The 24,490-nt window shown below is 45.3% G+C and carries 23 protein-coding genes; 12 read left to right on the top strand and 11 right to left on the bottom strand.

The annotated features are described in order from the left end of the window. Nucleotides 1-340: 340 nt before the first annotated feature. The 3 genes from ACXAD4_RS26110 (at nucleotide 341) to ACXAD4_RS26100 (ending at nucleotide 3,457) form a co-directional block, all read left to right on the top strand. A complete protein-coding gene (locus tag ACXAD4_RS26110) occupies nucleotides 341-1,246 on the top strand; it encodes a chemotaxis protein (RefSeq protein ID WP_475244922.1) in 906 nt (301 codons plus the stop codon). A 163-nt stretch (nucleotides 1,247-1,409) separates the two neighbouring features. Then, nucleotides 1,410-2,891 carry an FMN-binding glutamate synthase family protein gene (locus tag ACXAD4_RS26105; RefSeq protein WP_475244921.1) on the top strand — a complete coding sequence of 494 codons (1,482 nt, stop codon included), beginning with the start codon at nucleotides 1,410-1,412 and terminating at the stop codon, nucleotides 2,889-2,891. Between the two features lie 257 nt (nucleotides 2,892-3,148). Then, nucleotides 3,149-3,457, top strand: coding sequence for a hypothetical protein (locus ACXAD4_RS26100; protein ID WP_475244920.1), 309 nt, complete (start codon nucleotides 3,149-3,151; stop codon nucleotides 3,455-3,457). Nucleotides 3,458-3,529: 72 nt separating this feature from the next. Here ACXAD4_RS26100 and ACXAD4_RS26095 read toward each other — a convergent pair whose 3' ends face one another. Continuing rightward, complete coding sequence (locus ACXAD4_RS26095) at nucleotides 3,530-5,977, bottom strand: response regulator (RefSeq protein ID WP_475244919.1); 2,448 nt, start codon at nucleotides 5,975-5,977, stop codon at nucleotides 3,530-3,532. Nucleotides 5,978-6,056: 79 nt separating this feature from the next. Here ACXAD4_RS26095 and ACXAD4_RS26090 point away from each other — a divergent pair, with 79 nt between their 5' ends. Next, nucleotides 6,057-6,818: a substrate-binding periplasmic protein gene (locus ACXAD4_RS26090; RefSeq protein WP_475244918.1), complete on the top strand. Its 762-nt coding sequence runs from the start codon at nucleotides 6,057-6,059 to the stop codon at nucleotides 6,816-6,818. Between the two features lie 73 nt (nucleotides 6,819-6,891). On the opposite strand, the gene ribA is transcribed toward ACXAD4_RS26090, so the two are convergent. The 5 genes from ribA to hdfR all read right to left on the bottom strand — a co-directional run bounded on the left by ribA (nucleotide 6,892) and on the right by hdfR (nucleotide 10,462). Further along, nucleotides 6,892-7,944: a GTP cyclohydrolase II gene (gene ribA / locus ACXAD4_RS26085; RefSeq protein WP_475244917.1), complete on the bottom strand. Its 1,053-nt coding sequence runs from the start codon at nucleotides 7,942-7,944 to the stop codon at nucleotides 6,892-6,894. A 431-nt stretch (nucleotides 7,945-8,375) separates the two neighbouring features. Then, complete coding sequence (locus ACXAD4_RS26080) at nucleotides 8,376-8,558, bottom strand: ATPase (protein WP_475245664.1); 183 nt, start codon at nucleotides 8,556-8,558, stop codon at nucleotides 8,376-8,378. 84 nt (nucleotides 8,559-8,642) lie between these two features. Beyond that, nucleotides 8,643-8,966 carry a DUF6916 family protein gene (locus tag ACXAD4_RS26075; RefSeq protein ID WP_317520513.1) on the bottom strand — a complete coding sequence of 108 codons (324 nt, stop codon included), beginning with the start codon at nucleotides 8,964-8,966 and terminating at the stop codon, nucleotides 8,643-8,645. Nucleotides 8,967-9,101: 135 nt separating this feature from the next. Continuing rightward, nucleotides 9,102-9,260 carry a hypothetical protein gene (locus tag ACXAD4_RS26070; RefSeq protein ID WP_475244916.1) on the bottom strand — a complete coding sequence of 53 codons (159 nt, stop codon included), beginning with the start codon at nucleotides 9,258-9,260 and terminating at the stop codon, nucleotides 9,102-9,104. 341 nt (nucleotides 9,261-9,601) lie between these two features. Further along, a complete protein-coding gene (gene hdfR / locus ACXAD4_RS26065) occupies nucleotides 9,602-10,462 on the bottom strand; it encodes an HTH-type transcriptional regulator HdfR (RefSeq protein WP_475244915.1) in 861 nt (286 codons plus the stop codon). Nucleotides 10,463-10,626: 164 nt separating this feature from the next. On the opposite strand from hdfR, the gene ACXAD4_RS26060 reads away from it, so the two are divergent. The 3 genes from ACXAD4_RS26060 (at nucleotide 10,627) to ACXAD4_RS26050 (ending at nucleotide 14,080) form a co-directional block, all read left to right on the top strand. Beyond that, nucleotides 10,627-10,968: a MaoP family protein gene (locus ACXAD4_RS26060; protein ID WP_475244914.1), complete on the top strand. Its 342-nt coding sequence runs from the start codon at nucleotides 10,627-10,629 to the stop codon at nucleotides 10,966-10,968. A gap of 117 nt (nucleotides 10,969-11,085) precedes the next feature. Then, nucleotides 11,086-12,114 (top strand): glutathione synthase, encoded by a 1,029-nt coding sequence (gene gshB / locus ACXAD4_RS26055; RefSeq protein WP_107296156.1) that lies wholly within the window; start codon nucleotides 11,086-11,088, stop codon nucleotides 12,112-12,114. Then, nucleotides 12,098-14,080 (top strand): flavohemoglobin expression-modulating QEGLA motif protein, encoded by a 1,983-nt coding sequence (locus ACXAD4_RS26050; RefSeq protein WP_475244913.1) that lies wholly within the window; start codon nucleotides 12,098-12,100, stop codon nucleotides 14,078-14,080. The genes gshB and ACXAD4_RS26050 overlap by 17 nt, the downstream gene beginning before the upstream one ends. Nucleotides 14,081-14,170: 90 nt before the next feature. Here the strand turns inward: ACXAD4_RS26050 and ACXAD4_RS26045 are convergent, their stop codons facing one another. Continuing rightward, a complete protein-coding gene (locus ACXAD4_RS26045) occupies nucleotides 14,171-14,569 on the bottom strand; it encodes a VOC family protein (RefSeq protein ID WP_475244912.1) in 399 nt (132 codons plus the stop codon). 249 nt (nucleotides 14,570-14,818) lie between these two features. Between ACXAD4_RS26045 and ACXAD4_RS26040 the strand changes: the two genes are divergently transcribed. Further along, the gene (locus ACXAD4_RS26040) at nucleotides 14,819-15,829 is read left to right on the top strand and encodes a YdcF family protein (protein WP_475244911.1); all 1,011 of its coding nucleotides are present in this window, start codon (nucleotides 14,819-14,821) and stop codon (nucleotides 15,827-15,829) included. Between the two features lie 66 nt (nucleotides 15,830-15,895). On the opposite strand, the gene ACXAD4_RS26035 is transcribed toward ACXAD4_RS26040, so the two are convergent. Then, nucleotides 15,896-16,354, bottom strand: coding sequence for a cytochrome C (locus tag ACXAD4_RS26035; protein ID WP_475244910.1), 459 nt, complete (start codon nucleotides 16,352-16,354; stop codon nucleotides 15,896-15,898). 279 nt (nucleotides 16,355-16,633) lie between these two features. Between ACXAD4_RS26035 and ACXAD4_RS26030 the strand changes: the two genes are divergently transcribed. Further along, nucleotides 16,634-17,038 carry a hypothetical protein gene (locus ACXAD4_RS26030; RefSeq protein WP_475244909.1) on the top strand — a complete coding sequence of 135 codons (405 nt, stop codon included), beginning with the start codon at nucleotides 16,634-16,636 and terminating at the stop codon, nucleotides 17,036-17,038. A gap of 88 nt (nucleotides 17,039-17,126) precedes the next feature. On the opposite strand, the gene ACXAD4_RS26025 is transcribed toward ACXAD4_RS26030, so the two are convergent. The 3 genes from ACXAD4_RS26025 to ACXAD4_RS26015 all read right to left on the bottom strand — a co-directional run bounded on the left by ACXAD4_RS26025 (nucleotide 17,127) and on the right by ACXAD4_RS26015 (nucleotide 19,747). Beyond that, the gene (locus ACXAD4_RS26025; protein WP_475244908.1) at nucleotides 17,127-17,966 is read right to left on the bottom strand and encodes a 2OG-Fe(II) oxygenase family protein; all 840 of its coding nucleotides are present in this window, start codon (nucleotides 17,964-17,966) and stop codon (nucleotides 17,127-17,129) included. A 381-nt stretch (nucleotides 17,967-18,347) separates the two neighbouring features. Next, on the bottom strand, nucleotides 18,348-18,806 hold the full coding sequence (locus ACXAD4_RS26020) for an NfeD family protein (RefSeq protein ID WP_475244907.1): 459 nt from the start codon (nucleotides 18,804-18,806) through the stop codon (nucleotides 18,348-18,350). After that, the gene (locus ACXAD4_RS26015; protein WP_317520527.1) at nucleotides 18,803-19,747 is read right to left on the bottom strand and encodes an SPFH domain-containing protein; all 945 of its coding nucleotides are present in this window, start codon (nucleotides 19,745-19,747) and stop codon (nucleotides 18,803-18,805) included. Before ACXAD4_RS26015 ends, ACXAD4_RS26020 begins: the two co-directional genes overlap by 4 nt. A 371-nt stretch (nucleotides 19,748-20,118) precedes the next feature. Between ACXAD4_RS26015 and ACXAD4_RS26010 the strand changes: the two genes are divergently transcribed. The 3 genes from ACXAD4_RS26010 to ACXAD4_RS26000 all read left to right on the top strand — a co-directional run bounded on the left by ACXAD4_RS26010 (nucleotide 20,119) and on the right by ACXAD4_RS26000 (nucleotide 24,248). After that, nucleotides 20,119-21,705, top strand: coding sequence for a methyl-accepting chemotaxis protein (locus ACXAD4_RS26010; protein ID WP_475244906.1), 1,587 nt, complete (start codon nucleotides 20,119-20,121; stop codon nucleotides 21,703-21,705). Between the two features lie 139 nt (nucleotides 21,706-21,844). Next, nucleotides 21,845-23,770, top strand: coding sequence for a RecQ family ATP-dependent DNA helicase (locus ACXAD4_RS26005; protein ID WP_475244905.1), 1,926 nt, complete (start codon nucleotides 21,845-21,847; stop codon nucleotides 23,768-23,770). 178 nt (nucleotides 23,771-23,948) lie between these two features. Further along, entirely contained in the window at nucleotides 23,949-24,248 is a 300-nt protein-coding gene (locus ACXAD4_RS26000; protein ID WP_039456122.1) for a YfcZ/YiiS family protein, read from the top strand. Nucleotides 24,249-24,490: the final 242 nt, after the last annotated feature.

Here is a 24,490-nt window from a genome sequence, read left to right as displayed (position 1 = left end):
AAAGTCCCATTAAGTGTTAGCGAGCTTTTTGGAGTTCGCATAATTATCGTTGTAGAAGAATGGCATTTTTAATGTCATTTCAAATCAATTTGAAAGGGAAATGTAAGGTGAACTAAAAACGGCGACAGGCGTTCAAATTTTAACCACCACAGACTCAACTGATTCTTTACCAGACCTTTAATGCTTCTCAAAGTGGAGAAAGATCAATGTACACCTAAATATCTCTGTACTTTTGTTCCATCTTCCTGATAAGCCGCTAAGATATAGGCAAAATAGAAATCCACAGCACCTCAAGTATCGCTTTGACGTGTAACCTAGAATATCAAAAAGGGATTGGCCAATGATTAAAGCAGCAACAAATCAATCTCAGGGAATGCTGTTATTTAAACTGACCCACCAACAATCTTTTGCCATTGGCACATTAAAGGTCAAAGAAATTGTGCCGTACACGCCCCTGACAGCTATTCCGCATTCACACCCTACCGTGCTAGGTGCAGCAAGCCTGCGTGGAGATACGCTGCCAGTTATCGATATGGCAAAAGCCGTTGGGTATCCACCTCTAACCAAAGATGAGCTAAAAAATAGCTATATCATTATTACTGACTGCCGCCGGATGTTGGTTGGCTTCCTCGTCCGCGGTATCGATCGTATCACCGAATGTAACTGGCATAATATCGATGCGCCACCTAGCTCTCTGGGTAAAAATGTCTTTGTCACAGGTGTCACTAACGTCGATAACAAGCTCGTGCAGCTGCTGGATGTTGAGTTGTTGCTATCAAAAGTCTTCCCGGATAGCCCTGATAGCCTGCACCCGATTCTGACTGACGTAGAACGCGAGGTATTGCGTCCGCTGAAAATACTGTTGGTTGATGATTCAGCTGTCGCTCGCCGTCAGCTTTCGCAAGCGTTAGACAGTATTTCTATTCCTTATTTTATTGCGACCAACGGTCATGATGCTCTTGATATGCTCAAGCATGCCTCCGGAGCTGGGGCACCGTTTGATATCCTCGTCAGTGATATCGAGATGCCGGGCTTAGACGGCTACGAGCTTGCCTTTGAAGTCCAGAATACTCAGCAACTGTCACATGCTTATATTATTTTGCACACTTCCCTTTCAAGTGAGATCAGTGTCTCCCAAGCCCACCAGGTCGGTGCCCATGAAGCCCTGACCAAGTTTGAAGCCAATGAACTGATCCATGCCATGCTTCGTGGTGCAGAAAAGAAAAAGAGCATTCAAGTAGCCTAGCCATATTACCAAGCTAGGCCTCCTTGGCCTGGCTTGGTTTCATCACTCTTTAGGGCTATTGTGCTGATAAGTGTCGCCCTACCATGAAATATATCGAAGTTTGAGCGTTCTATACTCCTGTATAAGCTAGCTTTAGATCTAGCCATTATTACTGGGAGGCACTATGGGCGACTCATTGATCTTCGGCATTAACTTCCTTTCCGGACTATTTATCATCTGTATCGGGTTGACCGTCTTGGCGGTGATCTACATGTATATAACCGATATCCGCCAGCACAAGCACGCCATCAGGCACAACTATCCTGTTATTGGCCGCTTCCGATATTTATTCGAAAAACAGGGTGAATTCTTTCGCCAGTATTTTTTCGCTATGGATCGCGAAGAGATGCCCTTTAACAGAGCCGAGAGAAGCTGGGTTTACAAAGCGGCCAAAAACGTAGACCGCACCCTGGCTTTTGGCTCAACCCGTAGCCTTGAGCCTACAGGCACCATCATGTTCATGAACTGTGCTTTTCCGACGTTAGAAGAAGACGCTGTCGCCCCTGCCCCTATTACCATTGGCCCTGACTGCCGGACCCCGTATACCACATCTTCCATTTTTAACATTTCAGGGATGAGTTACGGCGCTATTTCCAAACCAGCAGTACAGGCCCTCTCGCACGGAGCCAAAATTGCCGGCTGCTGGATGAATACCGGTGAAGGCGGCCTGAGCCCCTATCACCTCGAAGGCGGTGCCGACATTGTTTTCCAAGTCGGCACGGCAAAATATGGGGTCAGAAATGCCGAAGGTCACCTCAGCAAAGAAAAGCTTGAAGAAGTAGCGGCACACCCTGAAGTCAAAATGTTTGAAATCAAAATGAGTCAGGGCGCGAAACCCGGTAAAGGCGGGATCTTACCCGGTGGAAAAGTGACTGCAGAAATCGCCCAAATTCGCGGAATCCCCGAAGGCAAAGACTCCATCAGCCCCAATGGCCATATCGATATCCGCAGTGTCGGTGATTTACTTGATATGATTGACTTCATCAGAGAAACAACAGGTAAACCCGTAGGGTTCAAATCCGTGATCGGCTCACTTAACTGGTTCGATGAACTATTAGATGAGATAGAAAAGCGCGGTAAAGCCAGCGCACCGGATTTTATTACCATCGATAGTGCTGATGGTGGTACGGGGGCCGCCCCACAGCCACTTATTGACTATGTGGGTTTACCTCTCAAGGAGAGCTTGCCTCTTGTGGTAGCCAGATTAGAGAAACATCAGCTAAAAGGCCGAATAAAAGTGATTGCATCGGGCAAGCTAATCACACCCTCTAAGGTTGCTTGGGCCATTGCCCTCGGGGCTGACTTTGTCGTCTCTGCCCGCGGACATATGTTTGCTTTAGGTTGTATCCAAGCTTTACAGTGTAACAAAAACACCTGCCCTACCGGGATCACTACACACAACAAGCGGCTACAGCAGGGGCTTGACGTTGGAGATAAAACCCAACGGGTCGCCAATTACAATAAGTACATCCATTACGGGCTTGGGGTAATCGCCCATTCATGTGGCGTAACCAATGCCAGGCAGCTAAACAAATCCCATATCCGGATAGTCACTGAGAACGGGCTGTCGATTGCGCTAGATAAGCTCTATGAGAACCATCAATAGGATATTGCTATGATTTTGGCAACTATGATGAAAATACAAACAATAGTTCCAATAAACTCAGTGATTAAAATCACACCAATTAGAAATTTACTTTCATTGAATAGATGTTTTTGAACGGTGTTTTAATATACTTTTAGCCACCAGCGCCTTTGCTGTTAGCCAAAGGCGCATTTTCTACTCTTTTTACCTTGCGCTGACATTTCATCACAGTCGACATGTCAAAGTACATCTACTGACTGACAACCCACTATATACCCATGATTTCGCGCACTATCGCAGCTATTGCATTACTGACAGCATCCACTTTTTCTTACGCCTCCCCTGAGCTGCTTGTACCGATTGAAGTTCCCAATATACAACTCAATCATGTTGAAACACTGGTGATTGATGGCGACATTAACGACAGCCTACAGATGCTGGTGAATAACACTTTAAAGAATAACAGTAGCGATTTTTACGTCATCGATGACATTTCCGAAGATACGCTGAACAACACCCTGACTATTGTCATCACACTATATAACCAGCCAATCTCATTGCCGACAGACGATTGGTCCCTGAGCTAAAAGCACATATTCAAAATCAAACAGCGCCTTACATGGCGCTGTTTGAGATTTAACGTGACTTGAAAAGTGCCATCAAGAGACGGGAGATTCTGTAAGAGGTGCATGCTGCTCTAATTTCTGTTTCAATATCTGTAAATTTACCGGCTTAGATACGAAGTCATTCATCCCCGCCGCAAAGCATTTATCTTTCTCCTCTTTTACCACATTGGCCGTAAGGGCAATGATCGGAGTAAAGCGACCGGTTTGTTTTTCAATCTCTCTTATCTGGCGGGTTGCCTCAAATCCATCCATCACAGGCATTTGGCAATCCATAAAGATCACATCAAAGCGCTTTTCTTGATAGATAGCCACAGCAAGTTCACCATTTTCGACAATCTCAACCACGGCACCTGCTTTCTCAAGCATCATTTTCGCCACTTTTTGATTAATCAAAGTATCTTCAACCACCAATACTTTTACAGCTGGCTCCGACTCTGTATTTTCACTCTCTTGTGTTTCTTTTTTCTCTGAACCTTCAATTTTTTTCTTCACAGCCACCTTGATATCAGTCTCTGGTTTTTCTGGTAATGAGGGAGCTAGCTTCTTAGCAGATTGCTCCTGCACCAAGATACCATCAACAGCACTGGCCGTTGATGACTCTGAATCTAATACCTGCTCATCACTATCAGAATCAATAGATTTGGCGACCAACTTCAAGATTGCCCACTTCAGGTGAGCATCTTTATAAGGGCGGGTTAGGAAAGATTGTATCCCTATCATTGCAGCCTTCTCTTCATCATTCATTTCAGGAGCAGCTGAAATCATCATCAAATGTGGGCAGTTGGCACCAAAATGTTGCTGAAGCTGCTCAGCAAGCTCAAAACCATCCAGTATTGGCATATATTTATCAAGGATCACCACATCAAAGGCTTGATCTTGTGTCACCGCTTTTTCTGCCATCGGAATCGCCATATTCGGGTCTAGGCAACTCACCGCCTTGGCACCAAACGCCTCAAGCTGGACCGTGGTAATACGCATATTCAACATGCTGTCATCAACCAGCAGGATGTTCAGCCCTTCAAGCGCTGAACGCTCTTCCACAGGGATATTGGTTTTCTCTTTAGGTAACTCGATGACAAACGAAAATGTGCTTCCTTTACCCGGCTCACTATCGACGATAATTTCGCCGCCCATCAATTTGACCATCTCACGACAAATTGCTAAGCCCAGTCCGGTACCGCCATACTGTCGAGTTGTACTTCCGTCAGCCTGTTGAAACTTTTCAAAAATGGCTGCTTGCTTGTCCTTAGCAACACCAATACCCGTATCAATAATCGAGAACTTAACTTTGGCGAGTTCTTCCGTGCTCCCTAAGTGTTCTACCGACAGGTTAACTTGTCCCTTGTCAGTAAACTTAATAGCGTTGCTCACTAAGTTATTGAGAATTTGCCTTAATTTAGCGCCATCACCCATTAACATTGGACTGATCGTTTTCTCTACAAAGCATGAGAACTTAAGGCCCTTTTCTGCCGCCTTTATCATGAACAGAGATTCAACTTCCTTGTTCACTTCAAACAAGTTAAGAGGCACTGATTCCAGCTCGAATTGGCCCGCCTCTATTTTGGAAAAGTCTAGGATGTCGTTGATCAGATCAAGCAGTGACAGTGACGAGGTATGAAGCATATTGATATATTCTTTTTGGTCGGCAGGCATCTCCATCTCACGCATAAGCCCCGATAAGCCGATAATGCCGTTCATTGGGGTACGGATCTCATGGCTCATATTGGCCAGGAACTCACTTTTCTTTAAGTTAGCCTGCTCTGCGGATTCTCTTGCCTCTTCAAGCTCGAGATAGTGCTGACGAATATAGCCTGCCGAACGGTTATATTGCGCCGCTAGGGTAGTAACCTCATCATCAAACCACCTTTTAGGAAGCATGACAGGCAAGGGAACGTTTTGCTCATCAAACTTGGTAACAGCCACAGACATCTTGGTCAACGGTTTAACAACTAAATGATAAGCGATAAGCATGATGCAAATAGAGATAAAGAAGATTTGCAGACTATGACCAAACAGCAATAGTAAGAAGGTGTCATAAAGGCTTTGATAAACAGGTTGTAGATCTGACTGAACCATTAAGGTACCGAGGACAAACTCTTTCTTCAGTGCCTGATGAGATAATTGCCACTGCTTCTCCAGTGTGCCTTCATTCAGTGCTTCCCCCAACTCTAGGATAACCTGGCTATCATCGAAAATTTTGACATAGGAAATAGAGGGGAGACTGAGTACCCCTTCAGCCTGTGTCATTAATAATTCTCTATCTTCAACCCATAAACTAGACGTTAAGCTGGACTGATAACTATCTTGAATTTGGGTAAAACGGCTTTCTATATCTTTCAGCTCGCCTTTGTACTCCAGGTATAAACTCAACGTTGTTGACAGTAGTGTAAATAGTGAGCTCAGCAAGATGATCGAAAACAGTAATTGCTTGGCTATGCCAAACTGACGATATTTTTTAAACGGCCTTGTCACTTCCTTCATCCTTAAACTCGCATCTTCCAATTACTCTACTAACCTAATAATAGACCTTCAGAAAGGATTATTAAGACAAGGACCAAAAATGAATAAAAAAACACTATTTTCATTAGGGGTTATGTTGAGTCTCCCACTTTATGCCGTCAATACTCAGGCTGAAACCGTCAATTATTATGTCATCGCTAAACAAGCCGAACCTTTCCAAATTGAAGAAGGTAACAGCCACCAAGGTATCGTGACAGATATCGTCAAAGCCGTATTCGAACAGAGTCAATATAATATCCAATATCATACCTATCCATTCAACCGCATGATCACTATGCTTGAAGCTGGCGGTGAAGCAAACTGGATAACATACGGTAGCCCTAACTGGGGAGGCGTACAGGCCGCTAATTTATCAGATAACCCAATCTATAATGTCCATCATGTCCTTTTGAGCAGTACTGGCGCGCCATTTAATTTCAATACGATGCAAGACCTACAAGACAAAGTCGTCGTGTTATTACATGGCTTCGATTACCCCCAGCTCGAACCTTACATTGAAAAAGGTGATGTGGAAGAACTACGTGTAAAAGATTACAGTGCCGCTTTTAGAGTCATCAAGAAGTTACCTGGTGACACTGCCTTTGTCGAGATGGAATCGCGAGTCAAATACAACCTGGGCAAACAAGAAAAAGATCAGAGCAATTTCAATATACAATCGTTCAATACGGTTATTCCTGACTATCCGATTTATTTAGCCTTTGATCCGAATATGGACCCTGCACTTCAGGAGTTCATCAATCAGCGTTTGGCCACATTAAAATCAACAGGTAAAATTGACAGCATTGTTGATAAATACCTTTAATCAGCAATTAATCAAATAAAGAAGGCCACTTAGTAGTGGCCTTGTTCTTTGTTGAATTCAGTTATTATTAAAATCATTTAATAAATGATGAGTCAAACATATGTCCTAGTTTACTGGCTTTAGTTTTCAAGTAACCACTATTATGAGGGTTATTTCCTTCCTGCAGAGCAACTCGCTCAACCACATTAATACCAGCGGTTTTAAGTGCTTTTACTTTTCGTGGATTATTTGTCATCAATTTGACCGACTCAATATTCAAAAAGCTCAGCATCCCTTTACAAAATTCATAATTTCTCATGTCAGCAGCAAATCCAAGTGCTTCATTGGCTTCTACCGTATCGGCACCATTATCTTGCAAATGATAGGCACGAATTTTATTGATCAATCCAATACCACGTCCTTCTTGGCGTAAATAGAACAATACCCCACTGCCGGCATTAACGATATTTTCCATTGCTCTTGATAATTGAAATCCACAATCACAACGAGCACTGAAAAGAGCATCGCCAGTTAAGCACTCTGAATGAAGACGAATGAGTGGCGGCTCACCTTGTTTAAGTTCGCCATAAACAAGGGCAAGGTGCTCTTTACCTGTCGCCCGCTCAACAAAGCCGTACATTTGGAAGGTCCCCCACTGGGTGGGAAGTTTAGCACTGTCGACATAGTGGACGTGGTTAAACGGCTCTTGCTCAGCGAAGTAATCCCTCACTTCCATCAGTATCTTACCCAGCTCGTTCTGCCCTCGGCCATCTCCGCCATCACCCCAATAACTGTCTTTGTGGGAGTGCTCAGTCAGCAGTTTCTCACCCGTACTCACCAAGAGGTGAGTAAAATATGGATTTTGGCGAAATTTTTCAAACACGATATAACGCATGACAGAATGACGGACATCCATCCAATCTGACTTCACCAGATGGGCATATTTTCGGCTTAATTGAAAAGCTTCATCTGGCGTTGGGGCATTTAATATCTCTTGGACAATTGTTGAGTTGGTAAATTTCTGAGCCTGATAATAATGTTCGCTGGTAGGCCAGGTAACATCACTTAAATGAATGGGGCTGTGGGAAAAGTTTGATAAAAATCCATAGTCTTCATGGGGTTCGTAGAACTGAATTTCTTCAATCATTCATTGCACTCCTAATAAATGAACAATTACAACTGATGATATTGTAATGCCTCCTTTTGTGTACAATTAAGTATAGTTAAATTATGAGAATCAAAACAAAAAAGTTAAACTATTTTTTCTAGATTAAAAATCAAGCATGGAATAAACCATTACAATTTATAGGTTTATGATTAGAGTTGTGTTTATCAAGAACATATAATTACCACAAAATAATTCTTAAGTATTAGACAAGTGCCTAGGCATTTAGCCAACGAGGAATGCGGGTGATTATATTCACATAGTTCATCAATAGAACTGAGGCAACATAATGAATAAATTAAATTCATACCAAAATGGAAGCCAAAAAAAACGGCACCAGGATAACTCATGGTGCCGTTCGTTTAGGCTCTAAAATCAAGCTGCAAAATACACATTTGCACTTAGTTATTAATTTATTCGCCTTCGGGAGCAGTACGCTTACCTGTCATAAACTCTTCTAGAAGTTCAGGTGTTAGCTCGCCGGCTTCTTCTAGGCGCTTTAGTTCTTCAACAATGCGCTTTTGCTCGTCAATCGAAGGAATCGCCAACTCAGGCTCTTTATTGATGTCTTCTGGGATAGAAAGATTGTCTAGCATCATTTCACTCTTGTCTTGCAGTATTTGAATTCAAACTGGCGTCAGTATACATGATTTGCAACAAGAAATATTGATCAAGATACATCAACTAAACTGGCCAATAACCAACTCCGTTTCAACCAGTACTTCATAATCATGGTCGTGCTTGTGGATCACATGCAGCTCAACTTCGCCAAGCTTGGGGTGCTTGAAATGGTAATGGCCGTCAGGGAAATGGGTGCTGCCATCCCCTTGGAAAGTGATCACGAAGTGCTCGATAAACCGACCAAGGTCATCAAAGCCATGGCGAGGCTGCTGGGTCACTTGACTGACCGTAAATTCTGCCTCATGGCCAGACTGATCAAAGACCTTAACTTGCTCACCAACCAGCTTTTGTACATTTTCCATCGACATAGGGTTTTTAGACATAGTGCAAACCTCATTACAGGAAGGGTTCTGTCTTTAAGCGTAAACCACTGGCGCTAAAAACCACAAAGGGTGCCACTAGGCACCCTTTATCGTTACTTCAATCGTTGAATTGAGTTATGGAATCAATTTATAGGATCAATAGCTGTCGTCATACTCCGGGAAAGCGTCGCGCTGGCGTGCGGTTCGGCGCTTCTTCTTCTTTGAGGATTGATCGAAATCTTGAAAATCATCTTCAAAATCGAACTTGTGTTTTGACTTAGACCCTTTAGAGAATTTTTGATCTAACTTAGCCATGATTGTTTCCTGAAACCATTCCAGAGTAAGTAACAAATACAGATTAATTGAACGCTGGCGACGATACATGCCAACAGCAAAATATCACTACCAAACCTGATCGAAGTGTAACTTTGGATTATGACAAAAATACTAAACACCAGCGGACCGGCCACAAATAGTATCAAGGTCATTAATCCCATAATGCTGTTTGTGATATACATCTACATTCTCGTATCGCTATCCCCCTACTGCCTAGAGGGGATAGCGAGAGAATAGGAGATCAACGCATTTTATGTACAACAAGTAATTTCACTGATATCGATAAGAGAATCTGATTGTTCTTTTTAATCTGATTTACGCTACACACTTTCAATAATTTGATTGAAAGGTACCGCCAGCATCGACTCTAGCATCTCGGCTTTTTCGGTATCTTCCCGCCACACCAAATACAACGACTGCTCCATCACTGGGGCACCCTCGACCGGAAACAGTAAACCTTCCTGCACACTGGCCGCGACAACCGGCGAAGGCAAGAAGCCGACACCTTTGTTGTTTATCAAAAACTCCAAAGCCATCTTGCTGGAATGGGTATGCATGATTGGCGTCTTCTGAAGCTCCACAATTCGGCTGTGTTCCACCGAGAAACGGGTACCCCAGTCCAAATACACCAACGGCAGAGACTTGAGCTGCTCCATGGTGCAGTCTTTATCTTTGGTAACTAGCTGCAACTGGTAATCACGGACCTTGGTTACCTGCAGGTTTTCAATTTTGGGTGGCTCTGAGGTAATGGCCACATCCACACTCTTATCCAACAACTGTTTCGCCAGACTCTGGCGAGGGATCGACTCCAAACGCAAAGCCAGGCCTTCGACATGCTGGTAAATGCGGCTTACCCAATCTGAAATACCATCGAATTCCCAGAATAATGAAGAAGCACCAATCGTCACCTGTTGATTGAGCGACTCCGTCAATGCCACATCCTGTCTTGCCCTACCCCAAGTTTGCAATATTGCCTCGGCATAAGGCTGTAGGCGCTCCCCGGCAGCAGTGAGGTGTACATTGCCACGTTGGCGCGAAAACAAGTCATTCCCCAATTGGGTTTCAAGTTGGCGAATACGAAAGCTCACCGCAGACTGGGTTAGAAACAAGTTGTCTGCCGCACGACCAAAATGACGTGTTTTGGTCACTTCAAGAAAGGTTCTGAGTAGTTCTGTATCCACTAGCGTCCTCGACGACGAAGATTAAGGGTTAAAAGGAGCATAATACATCTGGATGCCATTTCATCTTAATCAAATATTTTTATCGTTACGACGAAAAACTTTTGATTTACAAGATCAACAACCTGAAAGAATATCTGCGCAAATCACGTTTGGAAGCATATTCAATGAGAAGTGTAGGCAAATTTTACGACGATAAAAATTTCCCACGAGGTTTCAACCGCTCAGGTGTTTTCACCATTGGCGAAGCGCAACTATTAGAGAACTTCGGCCGCACCATGCGTGGCCTCGCTGATGGTTCATTATTTCCGGAAACGGAGAATGAACAAGAATTTCTAGCCGAAATCAGCGGCAGCAAAGAAATTCATACCAGCTATGCAAAATGCTGGTCTAAATACGTGAACAAAACCACTAATAAAGTACGTAGTTACACGTTGTGTGTTTCGCAAAGAAAGCAAAACAACAACGACTATGAAGATGACGATGTCGATACCGACCTAGACATCTAAACTGAGTAAAGCACATTTACTCATTACATTACTCATTATCGAATAAGCCATCCACCTTTGTGCGATGGCTTACTTCTTTTTACCCCTGTCAACGATGACAGTAATTAGGCGACTGCTATGAAAATTTGTTTTGTTATGTATCCGTGGGACAAAGTTGAGCCAGAAAACGACTCAACACTGCGTCTGATCCACGAGGCTGCCTCACGCGGTCACACGGTAGCCATTACAACACCGAATAATCTAACTATGCGACACAGTACGGCGATTGCATTCTGCCAGGTGCTGAAACAGACCGAGGTATCTAACAATATCCCGAGCTTCTATCGCAAAGCAGAGTTCCGCAAAGCCCAGTTACCGTTGGCAGGTTTTGATGTGATTTTCATGCGCGCCAACCCGCCGTTGGACACCATGGCACTGAACTTCCTTGATTCGGTTCGTGATCATACTTTTATCATGAACGATATCGATGGCCTGCGTGTGGCAAACAATAAGCTTTACACCACATCGCTACCGGATCCGAACAATGAGTTCATTCCGGTAACCCATGTATCGAAGAACCGTGACTACCTAGAGCGTGTTCTGGAGGAAAACCAAAACGATCGCATGATCCTTAAACCTCTGAACGGTTACGGCGGTAAAGGAGTGATCTTGGTTGAGAAAAGCGCCAAGTCGAGCGTGAAGTCCCTATTGGATTTCTACATCGGCGACGACAAGAACTACGTCATTCTTCAGGACTACATCGAAGGGGCTGAAGAAGGCGATGTGCGCATTATGATGCTGAACGGTGAGCCTATCGGAGCAATGCGCCGAGTGCCAGCCCAAGGCGATGTGCGCTCGAATATCCATGCTGGCGGTAAGGAAGTGAAGCATACCCTGACCAAGCAGGAGCTGCGTCTGTGTAAGCACATCGGCCCTAAACTGGTTCGTGATGGCCTTTACTTCGTTGGTTTAGATGTGATCAACGGCAAACTGGTTGAAGTTAACGTGTTGAGCCCTGGCGGCATCACCCGTATCAACCGTTTGAACCGTACTAAATTGCAGGCTCAAGTTATTGATTTTGCTGAAACCGTGGTTAAAGCAAAAGAAGTCAGCATTGCTCGTAAAAATGAATTTCGTCAGGTGATTGCCGATGCTACAACTTTCTGAAGCGGAAATTCTGGAAAGGATCCAGCAGCATGTTCCGTTTGAAGCGCAGCTTAACGATGGTAGCTTGACCATTCGCATCAGCGAATATCAGCCTTATGTCGCCACAGCTATCCATCATGGTCACCGCCTTCGCGGTGACCTGATGCCAAACTGTTTGCTCACAGAAGAAGAGCGCTATTTCGAGGAAGACCCGTTCACCGGTGATTTCATTTCCTCGCTGCCGATCGTGCTGCAGGGTGAAGATTCACGCTACGAGTATGACTTGAACCGAGCGCCTGAAAACTGCATCTACGATGAAGCTTGGGGCAAGCCGGTTTGGCAGACACCGCTGTCAGATGAGGAGCGGGCTGTTTCGCTGGCCAAGCACAGTTGCTACTACCGAATTCTGGCGTGCTTGATTGACTCGCTAGAAAGTAAGTTCGGCCTTTGCCTGCTGTATGACGTCCATTCGTACAACTACCAGCGCATTGATCGCGATGTGCCGGTATTCAACATTGGCACACGACAGGTCAACACCCGTCGCTGGCGCAGGGAGATTGACAGCCTGGTTGGCAAACTGCGCAACATCGAATTACCTAATATCGGTGTTACTGCAGAAGTGAATGATGTGTTCCAAGGCATGGGTTACCAAGCCAGCTTTGTGAAAGCTAATTTTGCCAATACGCTGATCATGCCGTTGGAAGTGAAGAAGGTCTTCATGGACGAGGCACGCGGTGAAAGCTTCCCGTTAGTTCTCGAGAAGTTGCGTGCCGAGATGAAAAACGTACTGACCGAGCACGCCGCTGAGACTATTCTGCGCCGGACCAAGGTCAAGAAGCTGACCAGCAGCCATGTGTTGGCATCCAAGTTGCCACGCGAAGTGCTCAAGCTTGACCGCCAGTTGTTTTCGATTGCGCGCGGGGTAAATACGCTCAGCTATATCAACCCGCTGAATATCAAGCAGGAGAAGCGTCGGTTCTTGCATCGTCCTTATGATTACCAGCCTGACTTTACTTACCGTCAGCTGGATCTAGACCCATTCAAGTTCCGCGAGCAGCTATACCGCTTGCCGGTAGAAGATATCCGTGATGCGGATATCCAGTCAATGTATCGCAAAGTGATCGACCAGCTAGCGGTGCGTATCGACTTGCTGACCAGTATCGGCAGTGAGGAATTTTTGTATAACTCGCTGCGTTACTATGGCCAGCCGGATCAAAACGATATCGCCAATGCCAACTTCATCTTGCACGCTTGTGAGTACAGCGAGCCAGAAGAAGAGACGATCACCGCCCAGGAAGCGATTCAGGCGTTCAAACTAGCTGCTGAAGAGTATGGGGTGAAGTGTAAAGTCGCAGGCTCCAAACAGTTGATTGCTAGAGCCATGGTCAGTGGACGAACAATCAAGGTAAACCAAGCGGCGAAATTCAACCGCAAGGATCTTGATGCCCTGATCCACCACGAGCTAGGAGTGCACTTGGTCACCAGTGCCAACGCCGATTTGCAGCCATTGAAAGTCCTGAAACTAGGGCTTCCGGGTAACACCCACTCGCAGGAAGGCTTGGCGATACTGTGTGAGCACCTCTCAGGTAGCTTCCCACTGCACCGCCTAAAGACACTGGCGCTTCGGGTGATTGCGGTAGATATGATGGTGAAGGGCGAAAGCTTTAACGAGACCTTCCATGTCCTCAAGCATGATTATGGGATCAGTAACGACCAAGCTTTCACTGTAACAGCACGGGCATACCGAGGCGGTGGCTTTACTAAAGACTACCTATATCTAAAAGGGCTGAAAGATGCACTGCATGCCTATGCTAAAGAAGATCTGACGTCGATGTTCATCGGTAAAACCGGTTTTGAATTTAAACCGCTACTTGATGAGCTGATCACCCGTGAGATCCTCAAAAAGCCGGCTTACTTGCCAAAAGCATTGGCGATGAAGGATACCAGCGATCCAATCATCGGCTATATGCTCAAGTGTATTAAGTAACATCAGCGATATAAAACAAGAAAGCCGCAGGGTCGAAACTCTGCAGCTTTCTTTATATCTACTCAATTTGCATCAAGCTGATTTACGATTTTAGTCTTCACATTCTTTGTTTTCGTAAGCGATGACCGACACAATGGCGCCATCTTGATCGCTAATGGCACAGATACGCCCTACGCCCGGGATATCTTTGGGCTCATAGACAATACAGCCACCCGCTGCTTTGGCCGCAGCGACTGTATCGTCAACATCTTCCACCGTAATATAACTACCCCAGTGGTTGGGGATATTCTCGTAACCTTCAGGTTTGCCCATAATACCGCCTACAGGCTCCCCTCCCGCTTTGATTACATGATAAGTTCCGCCTTCCATTGGCATCGCCTCAACTTCCCACCCAATCACTTGCCGGTAGAATTCAATCGCTTTTTCGGGATCATCGGTCATTAACTCAGACCAACTAAAAGCACCATGCTGCTCAAAAACGCTCGCCATCCTTCTCTCCTTATCGATGTTGCACACCTGCTTTTAAAGCTAGCCTAACCCGTCGGTTCTGCTCGGCTAATTCAGCTCTGAAAATTCAGCTGACGTTTTGATCCAAAAAATGGATTTACAACACCATCAGAAGGAAGCTCAACATGCTGTTTCTATAGTATTTTCATAAGAATATCACTTTGCTAAATTGCGAATGAAAGCTACGATGCCCCTTGCAGCCAAATATTAAGAGACAGGAATAGTTTACGCATGGACTATATCAAACAGGCACTAGAGGCTTATAACAGCCCCCATCGCCACGACTTCAATTTGAACGACCAATCCGTTTCCAATCTTGATGCAGTCCTGCATTACCTAAAAAACGCTTTGGGCACAGCGGCTGCTGACGAAACAGTTAATATCCTAATAACTATGGCGAACATGCATAGCTTCCAGGGGAAAATCGATGAGGCGATTACTGGATACGAGCAAGCCCTACTCTCAGCCAACCATTGGCGGCAAATCGCACTCCATGCTTACTTAGCAATATGGCATCACTACCAAGACAATCTGAAATTAGTAACTAGACAACTCGGTTATCTTGAACAGCTTTCTCACATCAAAAATCAATGCGCCCGAGACATTCAAGATGTGATTAAGATTATTGAAAACGCCCTCGACAAGCCTATTTGCTACCGTCGCCCGACATCTTTGAATAACTTGGTTTCGCCACATGCCATCGTAACTCTGGGCTACAAGCTCAATAGTGATGGTTCTATCGCCTCCCCCCTTCAACTACGACTGGAGAAAACACTCGAGCTAGCCACCCAAAATCCAGGTAGCATGATAGTTGTCACTGGCGGGTTAGAAACGGCTGGGGTTACCGAGGCGGAGCAAATGCAACGCTGGCTTGTAGCAAAAGGGATCAATAGTAGGCGAATCATCAAAGAAGACAAAGCGACCAATACCATAGAAAACGCCCAAAATAGCTTGGAGCTACTGCAAGCTAACGGGATCAGAAGCGCGACCTTAGCCAGCGCCTCTATCCATGTTCACCGCTCCCAGATCTTGTTTGAGACGGTTCAACATAAAAGCCGGCAGCTTAAACCGAATAGTGATCGCTATTCATCAAAAACTATCAGCTTTGACCACATAGCGGTTCATGATGGGCTGTCACAGAAAAGCTTTCCTAGCGGGCAAACACGCATCAACTGTTATATCGATGCACTGCGTGGATATGGGATGGCGGCGTTTAAATGTGGTGGTTTTAGGCAGGTTTAACAAAAAAGGCCCATAATGGGCCTTTCTCTCACTCTCAAACCGCACAAGGCGAAAAGAGGTCAAGTGCTAATGATAGAACCCTTCATATTGGGTATATTCATATGGCTCTAGTTCGTATTTACTTTCAAGGAAAGTAATGAGGTCAACCAAGTCAGTTACCGTCATCACGTCGTTATAACTTGGCATAATGGATTCTCCTGAACGCACCACTTCGCCAGGATCAAAACCTTGAGCAATACGGTGACTAGGATTAATTACCGAAATAACTAGCTCTTGGTATTTTTTAAGCCTAGGAACTTTACCACCCAGCTCAACACTCACTCCAGACTCATCCAGCACTTCAGGCCGCTCATAGCCTTCCATGGTATGACAGCTCAAGCACTGGTAGTGCTGGAACAACTCTTCCCCATGCGCAGCGTTGCCCGGAGGTAATGTAAACGCAGAGGTATTCCCGCGTTCGGGTGGTGAACACCCAGTCAATGTGACAGCCAATACTGTACCAAGTAGTAATGATAAAGTTTTCATAAATCACCACCTGTCTTTTGCTTAGATTTGTTCAACAGATTTTGTGGTTATATTAAGTGTAGGAGCGCTTGTGAACGGCTTCAGCCTAGATAAGCGGCTAAACCGCTCTTGGTTGATGCAGGTCAAAAAACACTCTGCACTTTGACCAAGCCTAGTTCAGGAAGTCTTTTGATGGCAAACAGCGTAATTCGAAAAAGTAGATTACCGAGATATACATAGTTAGGATTAACCATAAGCAGCACCTTAACGAAAATACCTTGATTTGTGAGAGTTACCCAAATGTCTAACGTAGTTCAGTTCTCGGCTTTCAGCGGCGCAAAGAAAAGCCAGACTCCCCCTACAAACAAACCACTGAGCCCTAAAGCGTTAAGAGAGCAAGCGGCTACTGAGCAAGGCAATCGCTGTTATTTCTGTGGTGAGTGCTTTGCGACCAAAGCACTTGTCTGGCTGGACAAGACCGGCTTCAAGCCTAAAACGCATGTTATCTGTAGCACCTGCAGTTCGAGTGCAAAATCACGCTCAATGGATGAGCTGCGGATAGTCCTGGCATTGAAAGCGTTGGATTTCAGAACGATAAAACTTCAACAGTACCTCGAACTAAGAGATAAAGGTGTACAGATTGATGGTGTGCGTGAGTACAAATTCTATTTTGAAAAAACAGCTGATACCTCTGGGCAGGTATAACCACGCTTACTTATTACTTTAATGCGCCAATAACAAAACAGCCCGGCAGAAGCCGGGCTGTATTTTAATACTTGTACGCTGGCGTTTATTAAATCACGCCCAATTCGCGCAAACGCTCCATCAGGTAGCTGTTCGCCGTGTGACGCTCCGACAGTACTACTTCTGGTTTTGGGTGCAGGAACAGCGGTAGCGAAATACGCGCTTTCGTCTTGTCCGCACCTTCTGGGTTGATCACTCGGTGGGTTGTCGATGGGAAGTAACCACCTGACGCTTCTTGCAGCATATCACCAATGTTGATGATCAAATTGCCAAAATCACACGGTACATCCAGCCACTCACCTTCTTTGGTCAGCACCTGAAGCCCTGGCTCATTGGCAGCAGGCAGTACCGTTAGCAGGTTGATATCTTCGTGAGCGCCCGCGCGGATAGCACCAAGTTCTTCGTCACCTTTCAGCGGCGGGTAATGAAGCACACGGAGTAGAGTCTTGTCGCTACCGTCAATCATCGAAGACAACGGCTGAGAATATAGATCAGACACGTTGGCTGGAGAATGCTCTTCTACCCAACCAAGTAGTTGGCTAGCCAGTTCATTGGCTTCTTCGTAGTAGCGCTGAAGTTCTGCTTTGTGCGTGTCTGGGCACTGACCCCATGGGTAGTAGTGGAAATATTCCTTAATGTCTTTCTTGGTGTGGCCCTTAGCCACTTCTGACACTTCTGAAGGAAAGAAACCGTCTTGCGTGTCGACATTAAAACGGAAGTTATCTTTCTCTTCGGTATTGAAAAAGCCATGCCAGTTGTCATAAATCGACTGAACTAGCTGCTGCTGGATTGGGTGGTTTTTTAGCACACCAAAACCGGTGTTGCGGAGTGACTCGACAAAGCGCTCGGCGGCATCGGGCGCGTTATAATCAACTGCTTCCAATTTCATGATTTATCTTCTTCTATCTGACTGACTCGTTATTTTTATACCAATTGACTTGGCTATTTTACCGACGTAATCGGTTGCATTGCATTTTATCGTTTGCAACAAACAAGCTACACAGCCATTTTGGAAACAATCTGTTTACAAGTGGAAACAAAAAAATGCCCCCGCATAAGCAGAGGCAATACCAGCAAATTACAAACACATTTAAGTAGTATGAAGACACCCAACACTGACTAAGCAAAACTGATGGGGAGATCACCTGCTCAAGCAGTATTAAGTTATGCTAAAAGGTTCTTTCCTCAAGCACATAGCCAATATAATGGAAGTTAATCGAACAAACTTACCATTACACGCCACCACTCAATATTGCTCATATCTTCTTCTCTACTGGTTGGCTTTTTCTTGAATAACGACAACAATTCCTTCAACCCGCACAACCTCTACCAAGGTTCCAGCTGGAATATTTGCTTCTGATTTGGCAGACCACGTTGTATCGCCAAGCTGCAAGCGACCTTGACCCAGCGGGAAGTCACTCTCAAGCACACAGGTCTGCCCGACTAACTGTTCTGAACGTTGGTTCAAGCTGCGTTGTTCATCACCAGCTCTGTCTTGCTTGTGCTGATAACGCCACCACAACCAAGTGGTGAACAAACAGAACACCGCAAAAGTCATCCACTGCATTTCCCAGCCAAGAGGTAGAAAGAACAAAATTGCCCCTACCAATAAAGCCGATACCCCTAGCCAAAGCAGATAACCTGCAGTGCCTAGTAATTCAATTAGCAATAATACCAAGCCCAGCGCTAGCCAGTGCCAGACATTCATTTGCTCTAGTAGCGTAATCATGCGTTCTTACCTGTATCACCCTCTTTACTGCGGCCAGTCTGGCTTAGGATCTCTGTGATCCCGGCAACTGAACCCATCAAGCCAGTTGCTTCCAGCGGCAACATTATAATTTTACCATTTTCAGCTTGGCCGATGGTTTTCAATGCATCGGTATAGCCTTGGGCAATGAAATAATTAACCGCTTGCAGATCCCCTTTGGCAATAGCATCGGATACCATTGCTGTCGCCCTTGCTTCTGCTTCCGCCGCACGCTCCCTCGCTTCAGCCTGAAGGATAGCGGCTTGCTTGTCACCTTCTGCACGGAGGATCTCTGATTGTTTATGCCCTTCAGCACGTAAGATTTCGGCTTGTCTGACACCTTCAGCTTCCAGCACTTCGGCACGTTTATTACGCTCAGCTTTCATCTGGGCGTTCATGGCAGAAGTCAAATCCGCTGGCGGCTGGACATCTTTGATTTCAATACGGGTGACTTTCACCCCCCATGGGTTGGTTGCTTGGTCGACAATTGTCAGCAATCTACCATTAATGGTATCGCGTTGAGATAGCATCTCATCAAGTTCCATCGAACCAAGCACAGTACGGATATTGGTAAGCGTTAGATTACGGATAGCGTGCTCCAGATCTGTCACTTCATACGCAGCTTTTGCTGCATCAATGACCTGGACAAAACACACTGCATCAATGGTGACATTGGCGTTATCGCGCGAAATCACCTCTTGTGCCGGAATATCAAGCACACGTTCCATCATATTGATCTTATTACCTATCTGATCAATAAACGGCACAATCAAATTAAGGCCGGGACGCAGCGTTTTGGTGTAACGTCCAAAGCGCTCGACAGTCCACTCACTTCCCTGAGGAACGGTTTTGACACCAGAAGCAATAAACACAATTGCCACAATGATAAATATGCCCACAGTGACCAAGGTATCGTACGGCATGTTGCTCTCCTTAATAAACAGCGTTCAGTTGGTAGTCAGAATAACGTATGCAACCATTTCAATACAACGCATAGCTCAAATATCTTCCACAAAAAGATTCTAATATCATAGATCTACAAGAATAATGTTAATGCTACCTAAATGGCGACAAAGCATGACTTATATTGCTTGCACTGGAGTAAACATCAACGCCTTTGTAATCCTGCCACTTGCGTCAAAAAATTGGCAAACCATTAATTTGATTACAAATTAACAGCACAATACGCCCGAGTTAACATTTCACATTAAAAAAAGACAAACTATTTCCATTTACTACATTGGTATGCTCTCATTGCCCCAAAAACAACAATATACATACAAAGGGTTATCTAGTGACGCGCTCAACACCAAAAGTCAACGCTACCCATCAGCCAAACCACAATCAGGAAGTGACCTTCGCAGAAGGTGAGCAACTAGTCTCAACCACAGATCTTAAAGGGGTCATCACCTATAGCAATGCTGCTTTCTGCCGGGTTGCTGGGTATTCTGAACAGGAACTGCTGGGACAAAACCATAATATTATCCGCCATCAAGATATGCCGAAGGTGGCCTTTGCCGATCTATGGCAACAAATACAGGCAGGTAAGCCTTGGCGTGGTATTGTTAAAAACCGGACCAAAGCCGGCGGCTACTACTGGGTGGATGCTTACGTCACCCCAATTTACGATGACGGCAAGATAGTTGGTTATCAATCAGTCCGGGTTAAGCCAGAAGCGCAGCTAGTCAGAACGGCTGAATCTGCCTATAAACAGTTAATCAAAGCTGAGCGTGGTAGCAAGGCACCCTCATTCGCCTTACCTAAATCGTTAAAATATGGATTGCTTACTGCCGCCTGTGCCCTACCTACAGCAGCAGCTTTGATTTCTAACGGCCTTAGCGTAAATGCCTTAATAGGACTTACGCCTGCATTAATTTTAGGCACTCTGTTTCGTCAGGAGCTGTTCAGTACTCCATCTAAAATAGAAAAGCTGAAATCACAGTATGACAGCTTGAGCCGGGCAATTTTTTCCGGCAATGATGCCTACTCGGTGGTTGATTACCACTTGAAAATGGCCTCTGCAGGTATGCGAACAGTACTCGGAAGAATGACAGACTCTGCCGCTCCACTACATGATCTTGCTGATGATTTGAATGCCACTACCCATAAGGTCAACAGTGCTATCGGTGAGCAGAACAAGAGCATCCAGCACATGGCAACGGCTATCGATAATATTTCTGACTCGGCACGCACCATTTCGCTTCATGCTGGCGAAGGCCATCAGTTGCTAGATCTAACCCGGGGCCAGTGCTCAGTGACTCGCACACAACTAGATGCAACCCAGTCAAGCTTAAACGCTTTGTCGGACCAAGCCCGCCAAGCCACAGATGCTACCGACAAACTCAGTACCGAGGCGGAGACAGTCAGTACCGTGATGTCCGAAATCAGTGGTATTGCCGACCAAACCAACTTGCTGGCACTAAACGCAGCCATAGAAGCTGCTCGGGCAGGTGAACATGGCCGCGGGTTTGCTGTCGTTGCCGATGAGGTCCGTGCCCTGTCATCACGAACGCAAACGGCTACCGAACAAATCCAGACCAGTATCGGCAACATGCTGTCTACCATTGAAAACTGGCAAGTGCTAATCAAAAATAATCACGACGATACCTTGGCATGTGTCGAGCAAGCCGCTCAAGGAGCTGAAGCTTTAGGGGCTGTCGAACAAAATATGCAGGCAATAAATGAGCTGGTCGATCAAGTATCATCATCAGCGCAAAGCCAGGAAGCCCATGCCCAGCAAACCAGTGAGCATATCCATGCCCTGGCTGATACTTCGCAGCAAAACCTTGAGGGTGTCAACCAAGTAGAACAAAGCAGTGCAGAGCTCAAACGTCGCGTTGATGATTTCTACCTACTCGCAGAGCGTTTTAAACGCCATTAGAGCTACCTCGCAGTTTGATGCAACAGTTCGTCGTATCAACGCTTGCAGTTAGAGCTTGATAACAATCAGGCTAACCACATGGGCAATCCATTCATACTTAGGTATGATCAATGGATTGCCCTTATTCTATGTATTACCTATGTATCTCAATAACCTTAAACAATTTTTTGGCTTTGATAGCCTGCGTCCGGGCCAGGATGATGTGATCAACAAGGTCATTGAAGGCCACTCTGCTGCAGCTATCTTTCCTACCGGTTCTGGTAAATCACTGTGTTACCAGCTACCTGCTTTGCAATTGCCTCACCTGACACTTGTCATCTCGCCTTTATTGGCCCTGATGAAAGACCAAATAAATTTCCTGCACAGCAAGGGGATACAGGCTGCTTCAATTGATTCAAGCCAAACATGGGAAGAGACTCAGCAGGTAATGCAGGGAGTACGCTCAGGCTCAATAAAAATCCTGATGATTTCAGTGGAGAGATTAAATAACGAGCGTTTTCGACAGTTTATCTCCCAATTGCCAATCTCATTATTGGTGGTCGACGAAGCCCACTGTATTTCCGAGTGGGGGCACAATTTCCGCCCTGATTACCTCAAGCTGCCGCAATACAGACAGTTGCTCAATATCCCTCAGGTCCTGTTGTTGACTGCGACTGCTACCCCAGCGGTTATCAATGATATGGGGCAAAAGTTTGGTATCAGTGAAGATAACATCGTGATCACTGGTTTCTATCGTTCGAACCTTGATTTAACGATTGTGCCTACGCCTGAGACAGAAAAGCAAAGCGCGTTATTCGATTCACTCAACATTGATCCTTCTCTACCAACCATTGTCTATGTAACCTTACAAAAAACAGCTGAAGATTTAGCGACTTTCCTGCAACAGCAAGGGCTCATGGCTCAGGCCTACCATGCCGGTATGGATAGCGAGCGCCGCCAGCAAATCCAAACTGATTTTATGGCCGGTAAACACCAATGCATCATTGCCACTATCGCCTTCGGTATGGGGATTGATAAGTCCGATATCCGAAGAGTGATCCATTTTGATCTACCCAAGTCGATTGAAAACTACAGTCAGGAAATCGGTCGCGCTGGACGAGATGGTCAGCACTCAGATTGTATTTTGCTGGGCAGCAAATCGGGTCTGAATGTGCTGGAGAATTTCGTTTATGGCGACACGCCGGATCAATCGGCGATTGAAACGGTACTTAGGCTGATCCAACAAAATGCCCCCCAATGGGAGGTGGTGCAATTGCGGTTGTCCAAGGAAAGTAATATCCGCACGCTGCCTTTGAAGACCTTGTTGGTGTATTTGGAAATGGCTAACATCATTGAACCACAATATACCTACTTTGCTGATTATCGCTTTAAGTTACTTGTCGAGCAGCAATTTATCATCAACCAATTCCAGGGAGAGCGACAACAGTTTGTCAGTAACATTTTCGCTTGCTCGCCGAAAGCGCGTACCTGGCACACTGTTGATTTTGAAGCGTTGTGGCAGACTACGCAGGCAGAGCGTAAACGTGTTGTGGCCGCAATCGACTATTTCAGTGAAAAAGGCTGGGTCACCCTAGAAAGCAAGCAAATGACCGATGTTTACCGGGTGATGAACCCTCACTTCGATATACAACAAGAAGCTGCACGACTTTATCAACTATTCAAGGCTAAAGAGCAGAGTGAAATTTCAAGATTGGACAACATGCTTTCCTTCTTCGAAAGCGAGCAGTGCCTCAGCCACGAGCTGGCCAGTTACTTTGCCGATCATCAAGCCCCGCAGCAGTGTGGTCATTGCTCAGTTTGCCGTGGCAATGTGGCAAAGTTACCTTCTGACACCCAACTCGCCGAAGTCTCTGAGAACATGCTGAAGGCCTGGTGCGACCCATTCATGGCGGCTTGTCCATCTTCGCCATCTGCTGCTGCAGTCACCCGCTTCTTATGCGGTATGACAAGCCCGCTTCATACTGCGATTAAAGCTCGTCAGCTTTCAGGGTTTGGCAAAATGGAGCAGTACCCGTTCCAGCAAACCTTAATGCAAATTCATCAGCTATATCCGAGCCTTACCTAGTTAGAGCCAGATAATCGCTAGTAATCAATAGAAGTTGGTACACCTCGTACCAACTTCACAGTACCTTTTCGCTTCACAATACACATTTGTATTATGAAAAATAACATTACCCCATAGCGATCTGAGTCACAACGTTTTAAAATGTCCTCATAATATAAATGGAGATAGAGTAAACGCCATGACAAACGAAAGCCAAGAATACCAAACCTGCGAAGCTTGCGGTGTATCAGCTGAAATGGGTTTCATCATCAAAGAAAATGATGATGTTGCTGACGTAAAGATCTTCGGTGGTGATAAAGCAGCCTTAGAAGCAGAGCTAGCCAACTACCTAGCCCTTGCAAAAGAAGTTAATGCCAACTTCAAGCATGAAGTTAGCCCAATGCAAGACGACAGCACAGAGCTTACAGCACGCTTCCAATTCGAATGCAGCGCAGAAAAGTTGATCTTCGAACTTAAAACACGATCGCTGATGCGTTAATAGGTCTTTTTAGACTGAAAAGTTGCGTAATTTTACAACACTTTTCTCATATCCCAGAAAAGCCGATTCCCTTTGGGTATCGGCTTTTTTTATACCCATTTGCAGCTATATTTAATAAAGCACTCAATAGGGACATAGTTACTCCGATTACTTGCATATATTCCCATAAAACTGGTCAGATATGCCTGTAAGCGATTCTCTGTTATCAATGAGTATCAAATTAAGTGCATTTGCATAGCGAA

The sequence above is a fragment of the Photobacterium sp. AWH4_225 genome (genome assembly GCF_056158405.1).
This window is presented reverse-complemented; position numbering and strand designations above follow the sequence as displayed.

Bases quoted from the DNA above. Each gene is read 5' to 3' on its own strand.
- ACXAD4_RS26050 (WP_475244913.1), top strand. From the start codon at position 12,098: ATGCTACAACTTTCTGAAGCGGAAATTCTGGAAAGGATCCAGCAGCAT.
- ACXAD4_RS26045 (WP_475244912.1), bottom strand. From the start codon at position 14,569: ATGGCGAGCGTTTTTGAGCAGCATGGTGCTTTTAGTTGGTCTGAGTTA.
- ACXAD4_RS26025 (WP_475244908.1), bottom strand. From the start codon at position 17,966: ATGAAATTGGAAGCAGTTGATTATAACGCGCCCGATGCCGCCGAGCGC.
- ACXAD4_RS26040 (WP_475244911.1), top strand. From the start codon at position 14,819: ATGGACTATATCAAACAGGCACTAGAGGCTTATAACAGCCCCCATCGC.
- ACXAD4_RS26100 (WP_475244920.1), top strand. From the start codon at position 3,149: ATGATTTCGCGCACTATCGCAGCTATTGCATTACTGACAGCATCCACT.
- ACXAD4_RS26030 (WP_475244909.1), top strand. From the start codon at position 16,634: ATGTCTAACGTAGTTCAGTTCTCGGCTTTCAGCGGCGCAAAGAAAAGC.
- ribA (WP_475244917.1), bottom strand. From the start codon at position 7,944: ATGATTGAAGAAATTCAGTTCTACGAACCCCATGAAGACTATGGATTT.
- ACXAD4_RS26070 (WP_475244916.1), bottom strand. From the start codon at position 9,260: ATGGCTAAGTTAGATCAAAAATTCTCTAAAGGGTCTAAGTCAAAACAC.
- gshB (WP_107296156.1), top strand. From the start codon at position 11,086: ATGAAAATTTGTTTTGTTATGTATCCGTGGGACAAAGTTGAGCCAGAA.
- ACXAD4_RS26035 (WP_475244910.1), bottom strand. From the start codon at position 16,354: ATGAAAACTTTATCATTACTACTTGGTACAGTATTGGCTGTCACATTG.
- ACXAD4_RS26060 (WP_475244914.1), top strand. From the start codon at position 10,627: ATGAGAAGTGTAGGCAAATTTTACGACGATAAAAATTTCCCACGAGGT.
- ACXAD4_RS26110 (WP_475244922.1), top strand. From the start codon at position 341: ATGATTAAAGCAGCAACAAATCAATCTCAGGGAATGCTGTTATTTAAA.
- ACXAD4_RS26005 (WP_475244905.1), top strand. From the start codon at position 21,845: ATGTATCTCAATAACCTTAAACAATTTTTTGGCTTTGATAGCCTGCGT.
- ACXAD4_RS26000 (WP_039456122.1), top strand. From the start codon at position 23,949: ATGACAAACGAAAGCCAAGAATACCAAACCTGCGAAGCTTGCGGTGTA.
- ACXAD4_RS26080 (WP_475245664.1), bottom strand. From the start codon at position 8,558: ATGCTAGACAATCTTTCTATCCCAGAAGACATCAATAAAGAGCCTGAG.
- ACXAD4_RS26015 (WP_317520527.1), bottom strand. From the start codon at position 19,747: ATGCCGTACGATACCTTGGTCACTGTGGGCATATTTATCATTGTGGCA.
- ACXAD4_RS26095 (WP_475244919.1), bottom strand. From the start codon at position 5,977: ATGAAGGAAGTGACAAGGCCGTTTAAAAAATATCGTCAGTTTGGCATA.
- ACXAD4_RS26105 (WP_475244921.1), top strand. From the start codon at position 1,410: ATGGGCGACTCATTGATCTTCGGCATTAACTTCCTTTCCGGACTATTT.
- ACXAD4_RS26020 (WP_475244907.1), bottom strand. From the start codon at position 18,806: ATGATTACGCTACTAGAGCAAATGAATGTCTGGCACTGGCTAGCGCTG.
- ACXAD4_RS26075 (WP_317520513.1), bottom strand. From the start codon at position 8,966: ATGTCTAAAAACCCTATGTCGATGGAAAATGTACAAAAGCTGGTTGGT.
- ACXAD4_RS26090 (WP_475244918.1), top strand. From the start codon at position 6,057: ATGAATAAAAAAACACTATTTTCATTAGGGGTTATGTTGAGTCTCCCA.